Annotated in this window: 16 protein-coding genes and 1 pseudogene; 10 read left to right on the top strand and 7 right to left on the bottom strand. The window is 74.2% G+C overall.

Annotation, left to right across the window (positions count from 1 at the left end):
* The first annotated feature begins 108 nt into the window (after positions 1–108).
* Both ACN28A_RS17910 and ACN28A_RS17905 read left to right on the top strand, forming a co-directional pair.
* The gene (locus ACN28A_RS17910; protein WP_421396597.1) at positions 109–516 is read left to right on the top strand and encodes a CoA-binding protein; all 408 of its coding nucleotides are present in this window, start codon (positions 109–111) and stop codon (positions 514–516) included.
* A gap of 216 nt (positions 517–732) precedes the next feature.
* A complete protein-coding gene (locus ACN28A_RS17905; protein ID WP_421396595.1) occupies positions 733–1,182 on the top strand; it encodes a DUF4190 domain-containing protein in 450 nt (149 codons plus the stop codon).
* An 11-nt stretch (positions 1,183–1,193) separates the two neighbouring features.
* Here ACN28A_RS17905 and ACN28A_RS17900 read toward each other — a convergent pair whose 3' ends face one another.
* Positions 1,194–2,042: an SDR family NAD(P)-dependent oxidoreductase gene (locus tag ACN28A_RS17900; protein ID WP_421404471.1), complete on the bottom strand. Its 849-nt coding sequence runs from the start codon at positions 2,040–2,042 to the stop codon at positions 1,194–1,196.
* A 264-nt stretch (positions 2,043–2,306) separates the two neighbouring features.
* On the opposite strand from ACN28A_RS17900, the gene ACN28A_RS17895 reads away from it, so the two are divergent.
* Both ACN28A_RS17895 and ACN28A_RS17890 read left to right on the top strand, forming a co-directional pair.
* Positions 2,307–2,876, top strand: a complete 570-nt coding sequence (locus ACN28A_RS17895; RefSeq protein ID WP_421396593.1) for a DUF4190 domain-containing protein — start codon at positions 2,307–2,309, stop codon at positions 2,874–2,876.
* Between the two features lie 25 nt (positions 2,877–2,901).
* Entirely contained in the window at positions 2,902–3,408 is a 507-nt protein-coding gene (locus ACN28A_RS17890) for a DUF4190 domain-containing protein (protein ID WP_421396591.1), read from the top strand.
* A 148-nt stretch (positions 3,409–3,556) separates the two neighbouring features.
* Here ACN28A_RS17890 and ACN28A_RS17885 read toward each other — a convergent pair.
* Positions 3,557–4,462: pseudogene (locus ACN28A_RS17885) on the bottom strand (DMT family transporter); the annotation flags it as partial.
* 223 nt (positions 4,463–4,685) lie between these two features.
* On the opposite strand from ACN28A_RS17885, the gene ACN28A_RS17880 reads away from it, so the two are divergent.
* From ACN28A_RS17880 to ACN28A_RS17870, 3 genes are all read left to right on the top strand, one after another.
* Complete coding sequence (locus tag ACN28A_RS17880) at positions 4,686–5,453, top strand: HAD family hydrolase (protein WP_421404469.1); 768 nt, start codon at positions 4,686–4,688, stop codon at positions 5,451–5,453.
* Positions 5,450–5,962, top strand: coding sequence for a hypothetical protein (locus ACN28A_RS17875; protein ID WP_421396590.1), 513 nt, complete (start codon positions 5,450–5,452; stop codon positions 5,960–5,962). Before ACN28A_RS17880 ends, ACN28A_RS17875 begins: the two co-directional genes overlap by 4 nt.
* 365 nt (positions 5,963–6,327) lie before the next feature.
* Positions 6,328–7,530, top strand: coding sequence for an Mrp/NBP35 family ATP-binding protein (locus ACN28A_RS17870; RefSeq protein ID WP_421396588.1), 1,203 nt, complete (start codon positions 6,328–6,330; stop codon positions 7,528–7,530).
* Positions 7,531–7,624: 94 nt separating this feature from the next.
* On the opposite strand, the gene ACN28A_RS17865 is transcribed toward ACN28A_RS17870, so the two are convergent.
* Together ACN28A_RS17865 and ACN28A_RS17860 are read right to left on the bottom strand one after the other, a co-directional pair.
* Positions 7,625–8,068, bottom strand: coding sequence for a preprotein translocase subunit TatB (locus tag ACN28A_RS17865; protein WP_421396586.1), 444 nt, complete (start codon positions 8,066–8,068; stop codon positions 7,625–7,627).
* 73 nt (positions 8,069–8,141) lie between these two features.
* Entirely contained in the window at positions 8,142–9,470 is a 1,329-nt protein-coding gene (locus tag ACN28A_RS17860; protein ID WP_421396584.1) for a S1C family serine protease, read from the bottom strand.
* A 549-nt stretch (positions 9,471–10,019) separates the two neighbouring features.
* On the opposite strand from ACN28A_RS17860, the gene ACN28A_RS17855 reads away from it, so the two are divergent.
* Entirely contained in the window at positions 10,020–10,595 is a 576-nt protein-coding gene (locus ACN28A_RS17855; RefSeq protein WP_421404467.1) for an O-methyltransferase, read from the top strand.
* Between the two features lie 129 nt (positions 10,596–10,724).
* On the opposite strand, the gene ACN28A_RS17850 is transcribed toward ACN28A_RS17855, so the two are convergent.
* From ACN28A_RS17850 to ACN28A_RS17840, 3 genes are all read right to left on the bottom strand, one after another.
* Positions 10,725–12,341: a leucyl aminopeptidase family protein gene (locus ACN28A_RS17850; protein ID WP_421396583.1), complete on the bottom strand. Its 1,617-nt coding sequence runs from the start codon at positions 12,339–12,341 to the stop codon at positions 10,725–10,727.
* Between the two features lie 148 nt (positions 12,342–12,489).
* On the bottom strand, positions 12,490–12,657 hold the full coding sequence (locus tag ACN28A_RS17845; protein ID WP_007455245.1) for a DUF3117 domain-containing protein: 168 nt from the start codon (positions 12,655–12,657) through the stop codon (positions 12,490–12,492).
* A gap of 11 nt (positions 12,658–12,668) precedes the next feature.
* On the bottom strand, positions 12,669–12,863 hold the full coding sequence (locus ACN28A_RS17840; protein WP_278065808.1) for a hypothetical protein: 195 nt from the start codon (positions 12,861–12,863) through the stop codon (positions 12,669–12,671).
* On the opposite strand from ACN28A_RS17840, the gene ACN28A_RS17835 reads away from it, so the two are divergent.
* Positions 12,862–13,737, top strand: coding sequence for a PaaX family transcriptional regulator C-terminal domain-containing protein (locus ACN28A_RS17835; RefSeq protein WP_421396581.1), 876 nt, complete (start codon positions 12,862–12,864; stop codon positions 13,735–13,737). The two genes, ACN28A_RS17840 and ACN28A_RS17835, sit on opposite strands and share 2 nt — an antisense overlap.
* Positions 13,738–13,784: 47 nt before the next feature.
* Complete coding sequence (locus ACN28A_RS17830) at positions 13,785–14,618, top strand: enoyl-CoA hydratase-related protein (protein WP_421404465.1); 834 nt, start codon at positions 13,785–13,787, stop codon at positions 14,616–14,618.
* Positions 14,619–14,676: the final 58 nt, after the last annotated feature.

Raw genomic sequence — 14,676 nt, 5'->3', positions numbered from 1 at the left:
CGGGTGCGGCCGGCCGGGTCGGCGGTGCTGACCGGGTGCGGTTCGACCGGGCCGGCGGTGCTGACCGGGTGCGGCCGGCCGGGTCGGCGGCCGAGCTACAGTCGCGGGGTGCGTAGCGCTCAGCAGATCCTGGCCGAGGCCGGCGTGATCGCCGTCGTCGGCGCCTCCCGAAACCCCGCCAAGGCGGCGCACAGTGTGCCGGCACAGATGCAGCGGTACGGCTGGCGGATCATTCCGGTCAACCCGGAGGCGGACGAACTCTTCGGGGAGCGGGTCTACCGCTCGCTCGCCGAGATCCCGCACCCGGTGGACCTGGTCGACGTGTTCCGGCCGGCCGAGCAGGCGGTGCAGGTGGTCCGCGAGGCGGTCGCGATCGGCGCCCCGGCGGTCTGGCTGCAGCTCGGCATCGTCTCGGCCGAGGCCCGGCGGATCGCCGAGGAGGCCGGCATCGATTACGTCGAGGACCGCTGCCTGGTGGTGGAACGCGCCGCCGGCGGCCTGTCCCGGCAAGCCTGACCAGCCCCGACAGCAGCCGGCCGACTCTGCTCCGCCGCTCGTCGCCCGGCGGTCCGCCGCTCCTCGCCCGCCGGATGCACCGTTCCGCCGCCCGGCGGGTACGCCTCTTCCCGCCCGGCGGGTCCGCCTGTCCGCCATCTGGCGGGTGCATCATCGCCGACCTCGGCCCGCGAACCGGAGCCGGCCGGTAGCGTCCCGGTTGAGGAGGGCAACGCCATGAGCAACCCCTGGCCGGGTGAGCCGCAGGATCCGCAGGGATCCCCGGGGCAGCCCCCGTCCGCTCCCGGCGACCGTCCCGGCCAGCCCGGCTACCAAGGCCAGTACGGGCAGCCCGGCCAGTACGGGCAGCCCGGCCAGTACGGCCAACCTGGCCAGTACGGACAGCCGGGCGAGTACGGACAGCCGGGCCGGCCTGGCGGGTCGTCCGGGTACAACCTGCTGGCGATCCTCTCCCTGGTCCTCGCCTTCGTCTTCGCGCCGGCCGGCATCGTGCTCGGGCACCTGGCCCGGCGGCAGATCAGCCGCACCGGCGAACAGGGCGGCCAGCTGGCCACCTGGGGGCTGATCCTCAGCTACGTCTTCACCGCGCTCTACGTGATCGCCTGCTGCGGCTGGCTCGCCCTGCTCGGCTGGGCCGGCTCGGAGGGCGACGGCGGCGCCAACTGAGACGTCCGGCGTTACCGGTACTCCGCCTCCCGCACGCTGTTGCCGCCGTCCACCACGAGCATCTGCCCGGTGATGTACGAGGCGGCCGGCGAGCAGAGGAAGGCGATCGCGGCGGCGACCTCGTCCGGGGTGCCGGGGCGGCCGACCGGGGTGCCGAGCCCCTGCTTCAGCTCCGCCATCGTGGACGCCGCCGTGTAGATGGTGCCGGGCGCCACCGCGTTGACGGTCACCCCGTCGGCGATCATCTCCATCGCGAGTGCCCTGGTCAGCCCGACCACACCCGCCTTCGCGGCCGCGTACGCCGCCTCGGTGGGCAGGGCGTTCACCGGGCCGGCGGTGGCGGCGAGGTTGACGATCCGCCCCCAGCCCCGCTCGGCCATCCCGCCGATGAAGGCCCGGCTGCACAGGAAGGCGGTGCTCAGGTTGCGTTCGATCTCGCGGTGCCACTCGTCGTAGCTGAGCTGGGCCACCGGCCGGAGCACCTCGGGGCTCGCCCGGCTCGCCAGTCCGGCGTTGTTGACCAGCACCTCCACGTCGCCGAGCTGCTCGACGATGGCGTCGGCCAGCGCGCCGACCTCGGCCTCGTCGGTCAGGTCGGCGACGAACCCCGTCACGCCCAGTTCACTGGCCCGGTCGTGGATCCGCCGGGTGGTCGAGACGATCGCCACCCGGGCACCGAGCGCGGTGAGCCGGCGGGCGGTCGCGTACCCGATCCCGTCCGCGCTGCCGGCACCGGTGACCAGCGCCACCCGGCCGTCCAGCCGCATCGTCACCGGCTCGGTGTCGACCTCCGGCGCTTCCGACCGGTCATTGCTCTGCGTAACGGTGCCCTGCGAGCCGGTACGGGGCCGGCGAGCCAGCGCGGGGCGCGTGGCGTCCCGACGAGGCCGATTTCCGGATCTGTCCCCGGCACGCGCGTCGAATACCATGCCGCGATCCTGCCCGGTCGAGTCGCTACGGGCAACGCCGCACCGCCGTGGCACGGCCAGGCCACCGCGGGAGGCACCGGGGGAGGCAGCGCCGGGGCACCGCCGGGCGGACGTGACCTTGATACGGGGGCGCCGATCTGGCGGGCGCCGACTACCCTGACGACGCATCCGTCCGGACGAACTGAGAGACCTCGAATGACCGACCCCCAGCAGAGCGGCTACTCCGGCGATCCGTCCTGGCAGGCGCAGCCACCGGCGCAGCCCACCGGCCCGCAGGACCAGGGCTACCAGCCCATGTACCAGGACCCGACGGTGCAGGCCACCACCTCCGCCCAGCCGTACCAGCCCGGATACCCTGCGGCCGACCCCGGGTACCCGAACCAGGCGTACCCCACGGCCACCGATCCGATCAGCGGCCAGCCGGTGATGGCTCCCGGCTATCCGCCGCCCGGATACCCGGTCGCCGCCCCGGGGCCGTCGACGAACGGCCTGTCGATCGCCGCGATGGTGGTCGCCATCGTGGGCGCGCTCGGGCTCTGCGGCTACGGGCTCGGCGGCTACCTCGGTGCCGTCGGCGCGATCATGGGGCACGTCGCCAGCAAGCAGATCCGCGAGCGCGGCGAGGGCGGCGAGGGCTTCGCCAAGGCCGGCATCATCGTCGGCTGGATCTCCACCGCCATCGCGGTACTCGCCACCATCGCCATCGTCATCTTCTTCGTCTGGCTGGCCAACCAGCCGTCGTCTTCGTACGACAGCGGCTACTGAGCATCGGACCCGGTGAGGAGACGCCGTGACTTCAGGCAGTACCGGCAACCCGTCCGAACACACCGCCGCCCCGTCCGAGCAGACGGGCGCGCCGGCCGCACACACCAACGACCCGACCGCACACGCCAACGACCCGGCCGCACACGCCAACGACCCGACCGTGCTCACCGGCGCTCCGGGTGCCGTCGGGCAGCCCGGTTGGGCGCCGGGACAGCCTGGGTGGGCGCCGGGCCACCCCGGCTATCCGTACGTGGTGCGCCGGCCCACGAACGGGATGGCGATCGCCGCCCTGGTCACCGGGATCGTCGCCCTGTTCAGCTGCCAGCTCGTCGGCGGGGTCGCGATCTATCTGGCGAAGAAGGCTCGCACCGAGATCCAGACGACCGGCGAGGAGGGCAGCGGCTTCGCCACCGCCGGCCTGGTGCTCGGCTGGGTCTCCCTCGGACTGGTCGCCCTGGGACTGCTCTTCTTCCTCGCCTACCTGGGTTTCATGGGCGTGCTCTTCGCCACCACCGCGAGCACCTCGGGCTGAGCCACGACCGGCCGGGACCCCGCCCCGCCGGCCCGGTGCCCGTCTCCGGCGGGCTGCCCGCCTCCGCTGGGGCGGGCAGCGGCGTTCTGGCTGCCCCGGGGCGGCGGGTGGCGGTCGGGGCGCTCCCTGCCCCGGGGCGGCGGGCGGCGGTCCGGGCCTCGCCGTGCAGCACGACGGCGACCCCGGCGAGCAGCAGGAGCAGTCCCGGCAGGGCGGCCGTCCGGGGCAGCTGACCCAGCCAGGCCCAGGCCAGCAGTGCGGCACCGGGCGCCTCGAGCAGGAAGAGCACGCTGATCGTGGTCGCCGAGATCCGGCGCAGCGCGTAGTTGAACATGGTGTGCCCGAGCAGTTGGGCCCCGACCACCAGCCCGAGTACGGCGAGCCAGGTGCCGGGATCGTAGCCGCCGAGGCGTACGCCGCCGGCCAGGCAGACCACCAGCAGCGCCGCCGCGCAGACCCCGTAGCAGACGGTGGTGTAGCCGACCGTGCTGATGGTGCTCCGGACCCGTTCACCCAGGGCGGTGTAGACCGCCGCCGCCATGCCACCGGCGGTCGCGAGCAGGTCACCGACGACGGCCCGACCGGAGACCCCGAAGTCCGCGCCGACCGCCCAGATCGCGCCGGCCACCGCCAACCCGATGCCGAGCCAGGCGAGCGGGGAGAGCCGCCGGCCCTGGCCGAGCGCGATCAACCCCTGCCAGACCGGCTGGGTGACCACCAGGGCCGTGGCGGCGGCCACCGACGTCAACTGGACACTCGGCATCCAGGTGGCGAAGTGCACCGCCAGGGCGAGACCGGCGAGTACGCAGTAGCCGGCGGTCCGGCGCCCGGCACCGGTGGTCAGCGCCCGCAGCTCGGCTCGGCGGCGGTACAGCGCCACCGGCCCCAGTACCCCGAGCGCGAGGAAGTTGCGCCAGAAGGCGATGGCCAGCGCGGGGGCGGCGGCGAACGCGATGAGTGGTGCCGACGACGAGACCGCCGCGATGGCGACCGCGACCGCGCCGATGCTCAGCGGATCGATCGGGGCACGCGGCGGTGCTACGGCGGAAGGCACGGAAAAATCCTCACATGTCACGGCGGGCCACCATCTGATCGACAAGTCGTTACGATCGTCCGATCGCGCCCCGCTCCATCCGGTTCCGGAGGCCTGCTCCCCCATGCCCGCACACCGGTTCCCCTCCCCGACAGACCACCGCTCCGCCCCCGACGTCCCACCCCGACCGGCCAACCCGGCGGACCGGGACGACGACGGGCGGGGCCGGGACGACGGGCGACGCGTGCCCGCGTACCGGGCGGTGCTCTTCGATTTTTTCGGCACCCTCACCTGCGCCAACCGGCGGGGCCGGCAACACGCGGTGGTCGCCGCGCTGCTCGGCTGCGCGGTGGAGGCGCTGGTCGAGGTGCTCGACCGGTCGTTCTACCTGCGCGCCAGCGGGGCGCTCGGCGACGCCACCGAGACCATGCGCTGGGTCTCCGCCCAGGCCGGCGTCCGACCCTCCGCCGCCGACCTGCGCGCCGCCGTCGAGGCCCGGGTGCGCGCGGTACGCGCCGACACCCGGCTCCGGCGGGAGGCGGTGACGGTGCTGCGCGCCGTACGCCGCCGTGGTGCCCGGACCGCCCTGGTCAGCGACTGTACCCACGAGCTGCCCGCGTTCCTGCCGCACCTGCCGGTCGCGCCGCTGCTCGACACGTGGGTCCTCTCGGTGCAGGTCGGCCGCTGCAAACCCGATCCGGCGATCTATCTCGCCGCCTGTCACCGGCTGGGCGTCGCCCCGGGAGACTGCCTCTACGTCGGTGACGGGGGCAGCCGGGAGCTCACCGGTGCCGCCCGGACCGGGATGACCGCCGTCCGGCTGGCCGCCGCCGACCTCGACGGCCACCTCGTCTTCGACCGGGACCGTGGCTGGACCGGTCCGGCGCTCACCTCGCTGACCGAGGTACCCGGGCTGCTCGACCTGCCCGTGCCCGTACCCGTCCCCGACCGGCCCGGTTCGGAGCCGGCGGGTTCCGTGCCGGTCCCGGGTGGGGCAGGATGCGGGGTGTGACGCAGGAGCAGGAGGCCACCGTCCCGCCGCTGGTGGCGGAGGCGGTGAAGAAGGCGGCGGTGGCCTGGGTGGCGGTCGGCGACCGGGCGCCGGTCGCGCTCTGGTGCGTCCCCCTCGACGGCGTCCTCCACGTGGTGAGCGGTCCGGGCGAGCAGTCCGCGCCGGGACTGGCCGAGGCGGCGACCGCGATCGTGACCCTGCGCGGCGACCACGGCGGACGGATCGTCACCTGGCCGGCCGAGGTGACCCGGATCGCACCGGACGGCGAGCAGTGGGCGAGCGTGGCCCTCCAGGTGGCGGCCAAGCGGCTCAACGCCTCCGGCAGTCCGGCGGAGCTGGTGCAGCGGTGGTCCGCCGACTGCGTGCTCAGCCGGCTCGCCCCGGCCGGACCGGCGCTGGCCGCCGGGCAGACCCTGCCGGACGACTCGCTCGCCGCCCCGCCCCGGGCGGCCGCCCCGGTCCGGCAGACCCGCCGGCCGTTCCGGCTGCACCGCGTCCGGCGCCGCTGACCCGCAGCCCGCTGGGACGCCGGACCACCGGACCGCCCGCCCGTTGCGGGGAATCGACCACCGGATCGCCGGACGCCCGCCGACTGGGGGTCTCAACCGCAGCCGCCGTGCCGCCGGGGCCGCGACCGGCGTGGACCGCGACACGAAAATGCCGCGCGCCTCAAGGGGCTAGGCGCGCGGCGTACTTCAACGATCGTCGCACCCCGACGGGTACGGCGTCTACCGCCAAATCGCCAATTTCCCCACTCGTGACGCAACGACCGACTTGGGCCTCCCCCGTCCTGCCCGGTCGACCTGCGGCTTCGCTCCCGTCTGTCCCGGTGCGGCCGGTCGGCCGGGCCGGCCGGCGACGTAGCATTGCGAACATGTCTGCTCCAGCCGTACCCGGCCAGGAGGCTGCCGCCTCCGGCACCGACTCCGCCGCCCGGCCCACCAGCCCGATCGAGGAGGCGGTGCACGCCGCGCTCGCCACCGTCGACGACCCGGAGATCCGCCGGCCGATCACCGAACTCGGCATGGTGCGCTCCGCCGTGGTCGCCGCCGACGGCACGGTACGGGTGGAACTGCTGCTCACGGTCGCCGGCTGCCCGCTGCGGGACAAGCTGCGTACCGACATCACCGCCGCCGTCGGCGCGGTGCCCGGGGTGACCGGGGTGAGCATCGACTTCGGCGTGATGAGCCCGGAGCAGCGGCAGCAACTCCAGGCCCGGCTGCGCGGCGGCGGGCAGAGCCAGGAGCCGGTGATCCCGTTCGCCCAGCCCGGCTCGCGTACCCGGGTCTATGCGGTGGCCAGCGGAAAGGGCGGGGTCGGCAAGTCGAGTGTCACGGTCAACCTGGCCGCCTCGCTCGCCGCCAAGGGCCTCTCGGTGGGTGTCGTGGACGCCGACATCTACGGCCACTCGGTGCCCCGGATGCTCGGCGTCGAGAGCCGGCCGACCCGGGTCGAAGACATGATCATGCCGCCCCAGGCGCACGGGGTGAAGGTGATCTCGATCGGCATGTTCACCGACGGCAACGCGGCGGTGGTCTGGCGGGGCCCGATGCTGCACCGCGCGTTGCAGCAGTTCCTCGCCGACGTCTACTGGGGCGACCTCGACGTACTCCTGCTGGACCTGCCGCCGGGCACCGGCGACGTGGCGATCTCGCTCGCCCAACTGCTGCCGAACGCGGAGATCCTGGTGGTCACCACGCCGCAGACGGCGGCGGCCGAGGTGGCCGAGCGGGCCGGCGGGATCGCCCTGCAGACCCACCAGCGGCTGGTCGGTGTGGTGGAGAACATGTCGTGGCTGGACCTGCCGGACGGCTCCCGGATGGAGGTCTTCGGCTCCGGCGGCGGCGCGACGGTCGCCGAGTCGCTGACCAGGGTCATCGGCGCACAGGTGCCGCTGCTGGGCCAGATCCCGCTGGACACCCGGGTACGCGAGGCCGGCGACGCCGGTGACCCGGTCGTCCTCGCCGAGCCGGAGGCGCCGGCCGCCAAGGCGCTGAGCGCGGTGGCGGACCGGCTCGCGGTCCGCCGGGAGTCGCTGCTCGGCAAGCCCCTCGGGCTGCGCCCCGCCGGCCGCTGACCGGTCGTCGACCAGCCGCGCTGACCGGTCGTCGACCGGCCGCTGACACCTGGCCCGCCCGGCGCGAATTCCGGGATCAGGTGGCGTCGACGTGTCAGGTGGCGTCGATGTCGTAGCCGCGGCGCTGGGCGGGGGCAACCTCGCTGCCGGTGCCCGGGGTCGAGGCGGTGCCGCCGCCCGTCGTGCCCGCCGGGCGACGGATGTCCGCCGCGGACGCGACGTCGTCGACCTCCCGGCGTACGTCGGTCAGGTCGGAGCGGAGCTTCTCGAACGTCCCCTCCAGCGGCTTCCGGATCGCCTGCTCGTCCTCCTCGCTCAGCAGGTGCTTGCGGATGAACGCCTTCGGGTGCAGGTCCTCGAGCTGGATGTCGGTGCCGAGCTCCCGGCTCAGGTCACCGGTGGCGTTGCGGGCCATGTTGCGCAGGTTGCGCAGCATCCGGAGACCGTCACTGATCACGTTCGGCAGCCGGTCGCCGAAGATCAGCAGCGCGACCAGCAGCAGCGCACCGATCTCCCACCAGTTCAGGTTCTCGAACACGGCTGCCTCCTCATCCCCCGCCCCCGGCAAGAGTACGCACGTCGTGGCGGGCGGGGGGAGGGGGAGCGGGAGGCTACTTCACGTCCGCGGCCAGGGTCACCGAGGCGGCCTGCCGATCCGATCCGCGCCGGTACTCGACGTTCACCACCGAGCCTGGCGCGTACTTGCGGACCAGCGCGATCAGGTCGCTCGGGTCCTCCAGCGGCCTGCCGTCGATTTTGAGCACCACGTCACCGGCGCGCAGCCCGGCCTCGGCGGCCGGCCCGGACGACTCGACGGCGGAGAGCCGTACCCCGCCCGACCCGCCGGAGCGGGTGCCGCCGACCGTCGCGCCGATCACCGTCCGCCGGGCCCGGCCGGTGTCGATGATCTCCTGGGCCAGTCGCTTCGCCTGGTTGATCGGGATGGCGAAGGCGAGCCCGACATTGCCGGCGGTCTCCTCGTCGGCGGCCGGCGTCTGGATCACCGAGTTCACCCCGATCACCCGCCCGCCGCCGTCGACGAGCGGCCCACCGGAGTTGCCCCGGTTCACGGCGGCGTCGGTCTGGATGGCGGCGTAGTAGCGCACCTGTCCACCCGCCTCGCCCTGCCGGAACGTCCGGTCCAGCGCGCTGACGATGCCGGCGGTGACCGTGTTGGCCAGCGACAGCGGCGTACCGAAGGCGAGCACCGGGTCGCCGACCGCCACCGCCTCGGAGTCGCCGAACTCCACCGGCTTCAGGCCGGTCCGGGAGACCTTGATCACGGCGATGTCCGCCTCGGGGTCCTTCCCGACCACCTCGGCCGGTGCGCTGGACCCGTCGTTGAAGACCACGGTGGCGGTGTCGGCGCCGACCCCGACGACGTGGTCGTTCGTGATCACGTAACCGTCCTGGCTGACCACGAAGCCGGAGCCGAGGCCGATCCCGCCGTTGCCGCTGACCCGTACGGTGACGACGCTGGGCAGCAGCCGCTCGGCCACCCCGGCCAGCGTGTCGGGTGGGCGGCGGGCCGTGGCGGGCGGCTCCGCCGCGGTCGAGCCGAGCGTGGTCGTACCGGTGGCACCGCCGTGCACCGCGAAGGCGTACCCGAGCGCCCCGCCGAGCGCGCCGGCCAGCAGGGCGGTGACCAGCGAGATCAGGAAGAACGGGGCAAGTCCGCGCCGGCCGGCGGCCGCCGGGTCGGTGACCGGCTCGGGCTCGCCGCCCACTCCCGGAACCGGGGCCGCCCGCACCACCACGGCCGCCGGGGTGGCCGGGTTGCGCCACGGGTCGTGCAGCGCGTCGGACCACCACGGGGACGGTCCCGCGTCGGTGGCCGACCCGGGCGCCGTCGGCGTGCCGACCGCCGGGGTTGCCTGCGCGGGGGGATTCCCCGGCGTCGCCGTCCCGGCGGGCTGGCGCCAGTTCCAGCCGTCCGTCACGTTCGCTGCCTCCCAGTCCGTCCCTGAAGCCGGGCGCCGCGCGGGCCGGGGCGACCGGTTCCGGCCGCGGCGTCCGGGTTCCGCATCCAGGATCGCACGGATGGCCGAATAGCGGTCATCGCTTGATCCGAGGGTTGCTCCGGAGGTTGGTCCGGGGGTTGGTCCGGGGCGACGGCGCCGTGCCAGGTGCGCACCTGCCGATCACGTACCGCCACCCTTAGGCTCATACCCGCACCCCGCCCCGGTCCACCGCCGCACCCCGCCCGCCCGCTGTTCCGCCCGCTCGCCGTCTCGCCCGCCCGCTCGCTGTTCCGCCCGCCCGCCCGCTGTTCCGCCCGCCCGCCGTTCCACCGTCGCCCCGCGAAGCCGCCGTCCGCAAGCTCCGCCGAGGAAATCCCGCAAACCCGCCCGAGACCTACGACCGCCCGAGTTCCAGCCCGGTCGAGTCCCCTTGCCGCCCGGAGGTGCCCCATCGCCACGGTCGCCCGGTCCGTCAGCGCGACGACCGCCCAAGCACTCCAGTTCGCCGAAGCGTACGTCGCCGAGGACCTGGTCCTGCGTACCGCCCGCAGCCTCGCCACCGAGGTCGGTCTCGACGCCGTCACGCCGGGTACCGGTGCCACGCTGCGGCTGCTGGCCGCCGCCGGCAGCGCCCGGGCGGTCGTCGAGATCGGCACCGGTACCGGGGTCAGCGGACTCTGGCTGCTGCGCGGCATGCGCCCCGACGGCATTCTGACCACGATCGACGTGGAGACCGAACACCAGCGGATCGCCCGGCGGATCTTCCAGGAGGCGGGCTTCGCCTCCGGGCGTACCCGGATCATCACCGGCCGGGCGCTGGACGTGCTGCCCCGGCTCGCCGACGGGGTATACGACCTGATCTTCGTCGACTCGGACGTCGCGGAGTACAGCGCCTGCGTCGAGGCGGCGCTGCGGCTGCTCCGCCCCGGCGGGATGGTCGCGCTGCACGGCATGCTGGCCGCCGGCCGGATCGGCGACCCGGCCGCCCGGGACGTGGAGACGGTGACGGTCCGGGACGTCGTCAAGGCCGTCCGCGAGTCCGAGGAGTGGACTCCGGCGCTGCTGCCCACCGGCGAGGGCCTGCTGGTCGCGGTCAAGCGCTGACAGCACCGGCCGTGCCGAGGCGATCCCGCTGCCGGACGGGTCCGTCCGGCAGCGACGGCGAACCGTCCCGGCCACTCCCGATCTTCCGGCCCCCCGGCTCGTCAGGACTCCCCGAGCGCGACAGGCGGACTATCGCGGCTCGGCGAGCCAGCGCAGCAGGGTGCGTACCCCCCAGCCGGTCGCGCCCTTGACCAGTTCGCCGTCGTTGCCGTCGGCCCAGGACGGCGCCGACATGTCCACGTGCACCCAGCGGTCACGCAGCTCCCCGGCGAACTCGCGGAGGTAGAGCGCGGCGGTGACCGAGCCGGCACCCTGGTCCGGGGCGCTGTACAGGTCGGCGATGTCGCTGCCGAGGTAGTCGGCGTAGTCGGTCACCAGCGGCATCCGCCAGGCCCGCTCGCCGGCCGCCTCGGCGGCTGCCAGCATCTCCTCGGCCAGCTCGTCGGCGTCGCTGTAGAGGGCGGCGGTCCGCTTGCCGAGCGCGACCGCGTTGGCCCCGGTCAGCGTGGCGAGGTCGACAAGCAGGTCCGGTGCGAGCCGCCGTACGGCGTAGCCGAGGGCGTCGGCGAGTACCAGCCGGCCCTCGGCGTCGGTGTTGGTGCTCTCGCTGGTCAAACCGTTGTAGTGCCGCACCACGTCACCCGGCCGGTACGCCGAGCCGCTGACCATGTTCTCGGCGAGCGGGGCGAGCGCGGTGACCCGGACCGGCAGCCCGAGCGCGGCGGCGCCGAGGACGGCGGCGACCACGGCCGCGGCCCCACCCATGTCCTTGCGCATCAGCTTCATGCCCTCGCGGACCTTGATCGAGATGCCGCCGGTGTCGAAGGTGATCCCCTTGCCGACGAGTACCACGTGCCGCTGCGCGCCCTCGGGTCGCCAGCTCAGCTCGACCAGCCGGGGTCCCTGCGCCGATCCCCCGCCGACGGCGAGGATCCCGCCGAACCCCTCGGCGGCGAGCCGGTCCGGCTCGCGTACCTCGACGGCCAGCCCGGTCCGCCCGGCGGCCGCTTCGACCACCCGGTCGGCGAACCAGGCCGGGCTCTTCACCGAGGAGGGCATGTTGGTCAGGTCCCGGGCGAACCGGGTCGCCTCGGCGACCACCCGGGCGGTCTCCAGGGCCGCCCGGTAGGGCTCCGGGTCGGCGACCGCGAGCAACACCTCGGGCAGCGCGGGTGGGTCGGCGGCGGCCGGATCGGCGCCGGGCATCCGGAACCGGTACGACGCCAGCCAGATCCCCTCGGCGAGCCCGCGCACCACCGCCGGATCGGCATCGACCGGGATCGCTATCGTGATCGAACTCTCACGGGTGGCCGCCCGGGCCACCGCCGCCCCGGCGGACCGCCAGCCCGCCTCGTCGCCGGCGCCCACCCCGGCCAGCAGCAGCCGGCTCGGCTCGCCCGCCGGCCGGATCGACAGGTGCAGCGCGCCCGCCCGTCCGGGCTGGTCGAGGTACGGCAGCAGCGCGCCCGCCTCGGCGGCCAGCCCGTCGGGCAGCGCGAGCGAGACCGGCACCAGCCGACCGACCGACCCGGCACCCTCGGCGGCCCGCTCCGGTGCGGCCGCCCCGGACGTCACACCGGAGGACCGCTCCGGCGCCGCCACCCCGGACGCGGTGTCGGCGGACCGCTCCGGCTCTGCCGCCCCGGACGCACCCTCGGCGGAGTGCTCCGGCGCCGCCACGGGCGCGACCGGCAGGGCCAGGGTGTCGAGCCCGGCGGGGTCGACTACCAGACGGATCGACAGCACGCCGACGTTACCTCCGAACGATCTTGGTTGGACGGGAGCAACCTACCCCGCCCCGGCAGCACGACCCCGGGCCACCGGCAGTGCCGGTGGCCCGGGGTGAGAAACCCCGCCGGACGGGACGTACCGTCCGGCGGCGTCGGCGTTTCACTTAGCCGGCGGCGGCCTTCAGCGCGTCACCGAGCGCGTTGGCCTCGTCGGGAGTCATCTCGACGACGAGCCGGCCACCACCCTCCAGCGGAACCCGCATGACGATGCCCCGGCCCTCCTTGGTGACTTCCAGCGGACCGTCGCCCGTCCGCGGCTTCATCGCCGCCATGTTGTCTCCCCTCAGACCTTCATCAGGGTCGGTGGGTTGCCCCACATCCATTTGGTCAGCATCACCGCTTGGTCAGCATCACCGCCCAAGGCCGCGGTGCCGACCAACGATTTTCCCTGATGAACACCGCCGGACCCAAACCGAACCAGCGTTGATGTAACAGCATCTAGCTTATCTTGAGAAGGGGTGTCACAATGTGCGGTCATGCAGGCACGGTCGGCTCTCTTCGACCTGTACGGCGACTACCTCCGCTCCCGGGGTGGGCGCGCACCGGTGTCCGCGCTGGTCAGACTATTATCCCCGCTCGGCATCGCCGCACCCGCGGTCCGCACGGCAGTCTCCCGGATGGTCCGGCAGGGCTGGCTGCACCCGCTCCGACTGGCCGCCGGACCCGGCTATCTGCTCACCCCGAGAGCGGCCCGGCGGCTGGACGAGGCGGCTGCCCGGATCTACCGCACCGGCAAGATCGGGTGGGACGGTCGATTCGACCTGATCGTGCTTGAAACCGGCACGAACCGGCGGGACCGGCAACGCCTCGCCGCCAACCTCAGCTATCTGGGCTACGGCATGCTCGACGAGGCGACCTGGGTGGCCACCCGTCCCGGCGAGGACGTGGACGCCCTGCTGACCGAGGCCGGGGTGCGCTACGAGCGGTTCACCGCCGCGCACACCGCCGGTACTCCGGGCGCGATGGGAGTGGTCCGGCGGGCCTGGGACCTCGACGAGATCGCCAACGCGTACCAGGAGTTCGTCGCCGCGCAGCGGCCGCTGCTCGCCTCGGTGACCGTACGCAGTTGTGACGAGGACGCGTACGCCGCCCGGTTCCGGCTCGTGCACGCATGGCGTAACTTCCTCTTCCGGGACCCGCAGCTACCTCCCGCGCTGCTGCCGGAGCGGTGGCCGGGGACCAGCGCGGCGGCCTTCTTCGACAGGCATGCCGCGCGGCTGCGCCCGGCCGCCGACCGCTTCGTCGAGCACTGCCTCGACGGTTCCACCAGGATCGCCGGTTCCGCCCGCACCGCCGGCCCCGCCCGCACCGCGGGTTCCGCACCGACCGCCCGACAGAAGGGTCAACCGTGAGCCGTTCCCAACCTGAACCGCGTGGCGCCGAGACTCCGCGTCCGGCCCTGCGGCAGTCCGCCGGACCCCAGGGGGAGGCTGAGCGGAGTCCGGCGACCGAGCCGTTGCTGGTCGACCGCTCCGACGCCGTGGTCACGCTGACCCTGAACCGGCCGGCCGCGATGAACTCGCTGGACGTGGCGCTGAAGGAGGCGCTGCGGGACACCCTGGCCGAGCTGGAACACGACCGCTCCTGCCGTGCGGTGGTGCTCGCGGGCGCGGGCGCGGCCTTCTGCGCCGGCCAGGACCTGCGGGAACACGCCGCCACGCTGACCGCGGGCAGCGCCGACCCGCTCGGCACGGTCCGGGTGCACTACAACCCGATCGCCGCCCGGCTGGCCAGCCTGCCCAAGCCGGTGATCGCGGCGGTACGCGGCATGGCGGCCGGCGCCGGGGCCTCGCTCGCCTTCCTCGCCGACTTCCGGATCGGCGGTCCCGGCACGAGTTTCCTGCTCGCCTTCGCCAAGGTCGGGCTGGCCGCCGACACCGGCGCGTCCTGGTCGCTGCCCCGGCTCGTCGGGCACGCCAGGGCGGTGGAGCTACTGATGCTCGCCGAACCGGTACCCGCCGACGAGGCGTACCGGCTCGGGCTGCTGAACCGGCTGGTCGACGACGAGCGGGTGTTGGACACCGCGCAGGAGCTGGCCGCCCGACTGGCCGCCGGACCGACGGTGGCGTACGGGGCGATCAAGCGACAGCTCTCGGTCGGCGACGCAGGCACCCTCTCCGAGGCGCTCGCCGCCGAAGCACAGGCACAGGCGATCTGCGGCGCCACCAACGACCACCGGGCCGCCACCGCCGCCTTCGTGGCGAAGCGACGGCCGACCTTCGACGGCCGCTGACGCAGATCTGGTCCGATCCCCGGGCTTACCGGACCCGTACATTGCCGGCCTAGGGTCG

The organism is Plantactinospora sp. WMMB782, from assembly GCF_049179135.1.
GTDB lineage: Bacteria > Actinomycetota > Actinomycetes > Mycobacteriales > Micromonosporaceae > Plantactinospora.
Note: the sequence above shows the minus strand (reverse complement) of the source record. Positions and strands in the feature narration are given on the sequence as shown.

What these genes read in the sequence shown, in the direction of transcription:
- ACN28A_RS17845 (WP_007455245.1), bottom strand. Translation starts at nt 12,657, where the DNA reads ATGGCGGCGATGAAGCCGCGGACGGGCGACGGTCCGCTGGAAGTCACC.
- ACN28A_RS17895 (WP_421396593.1), top strand. Translation starts at nt 2,307, where the DNA reads ATGACCGACCCCCAGCAGAGCGGCTACTCCGGCGATCCGTCCTGGCAG.
- ACN28A_RS17840 (WP_278065808.1), bottom strand. Translation starts at nt 12,863, where the DNA reads ATGACCGCACATTGTGACACCCCTTCTCAAGATAAGCTAGATGCTGTT.
- ACN28A_RS17835 (WP_421396581.1), top strand. Translation starts at nt 12,862, where the DNA reads ATGCAGGCACGGTCGGCTCTCTTCGACCTGTACGGCGACTACCTCCGC.
- ACN28A_RS17870 (WP_421396588.1), top strand. Translation starts at nt 6,328, where the DNA reads ATGTCTGCTCCAGCCGTACCCGGCCAGGAGGCTGCCGCCTCCGGCACC.
- ACN28A_RS17905 (WP_421396595.1), top strand. Translation starts at nt 733, where the DNA reads ATGAGCAACCCCTGGCCGGGTGAGCCGCAGGATCCGCAGGGATCCCCG.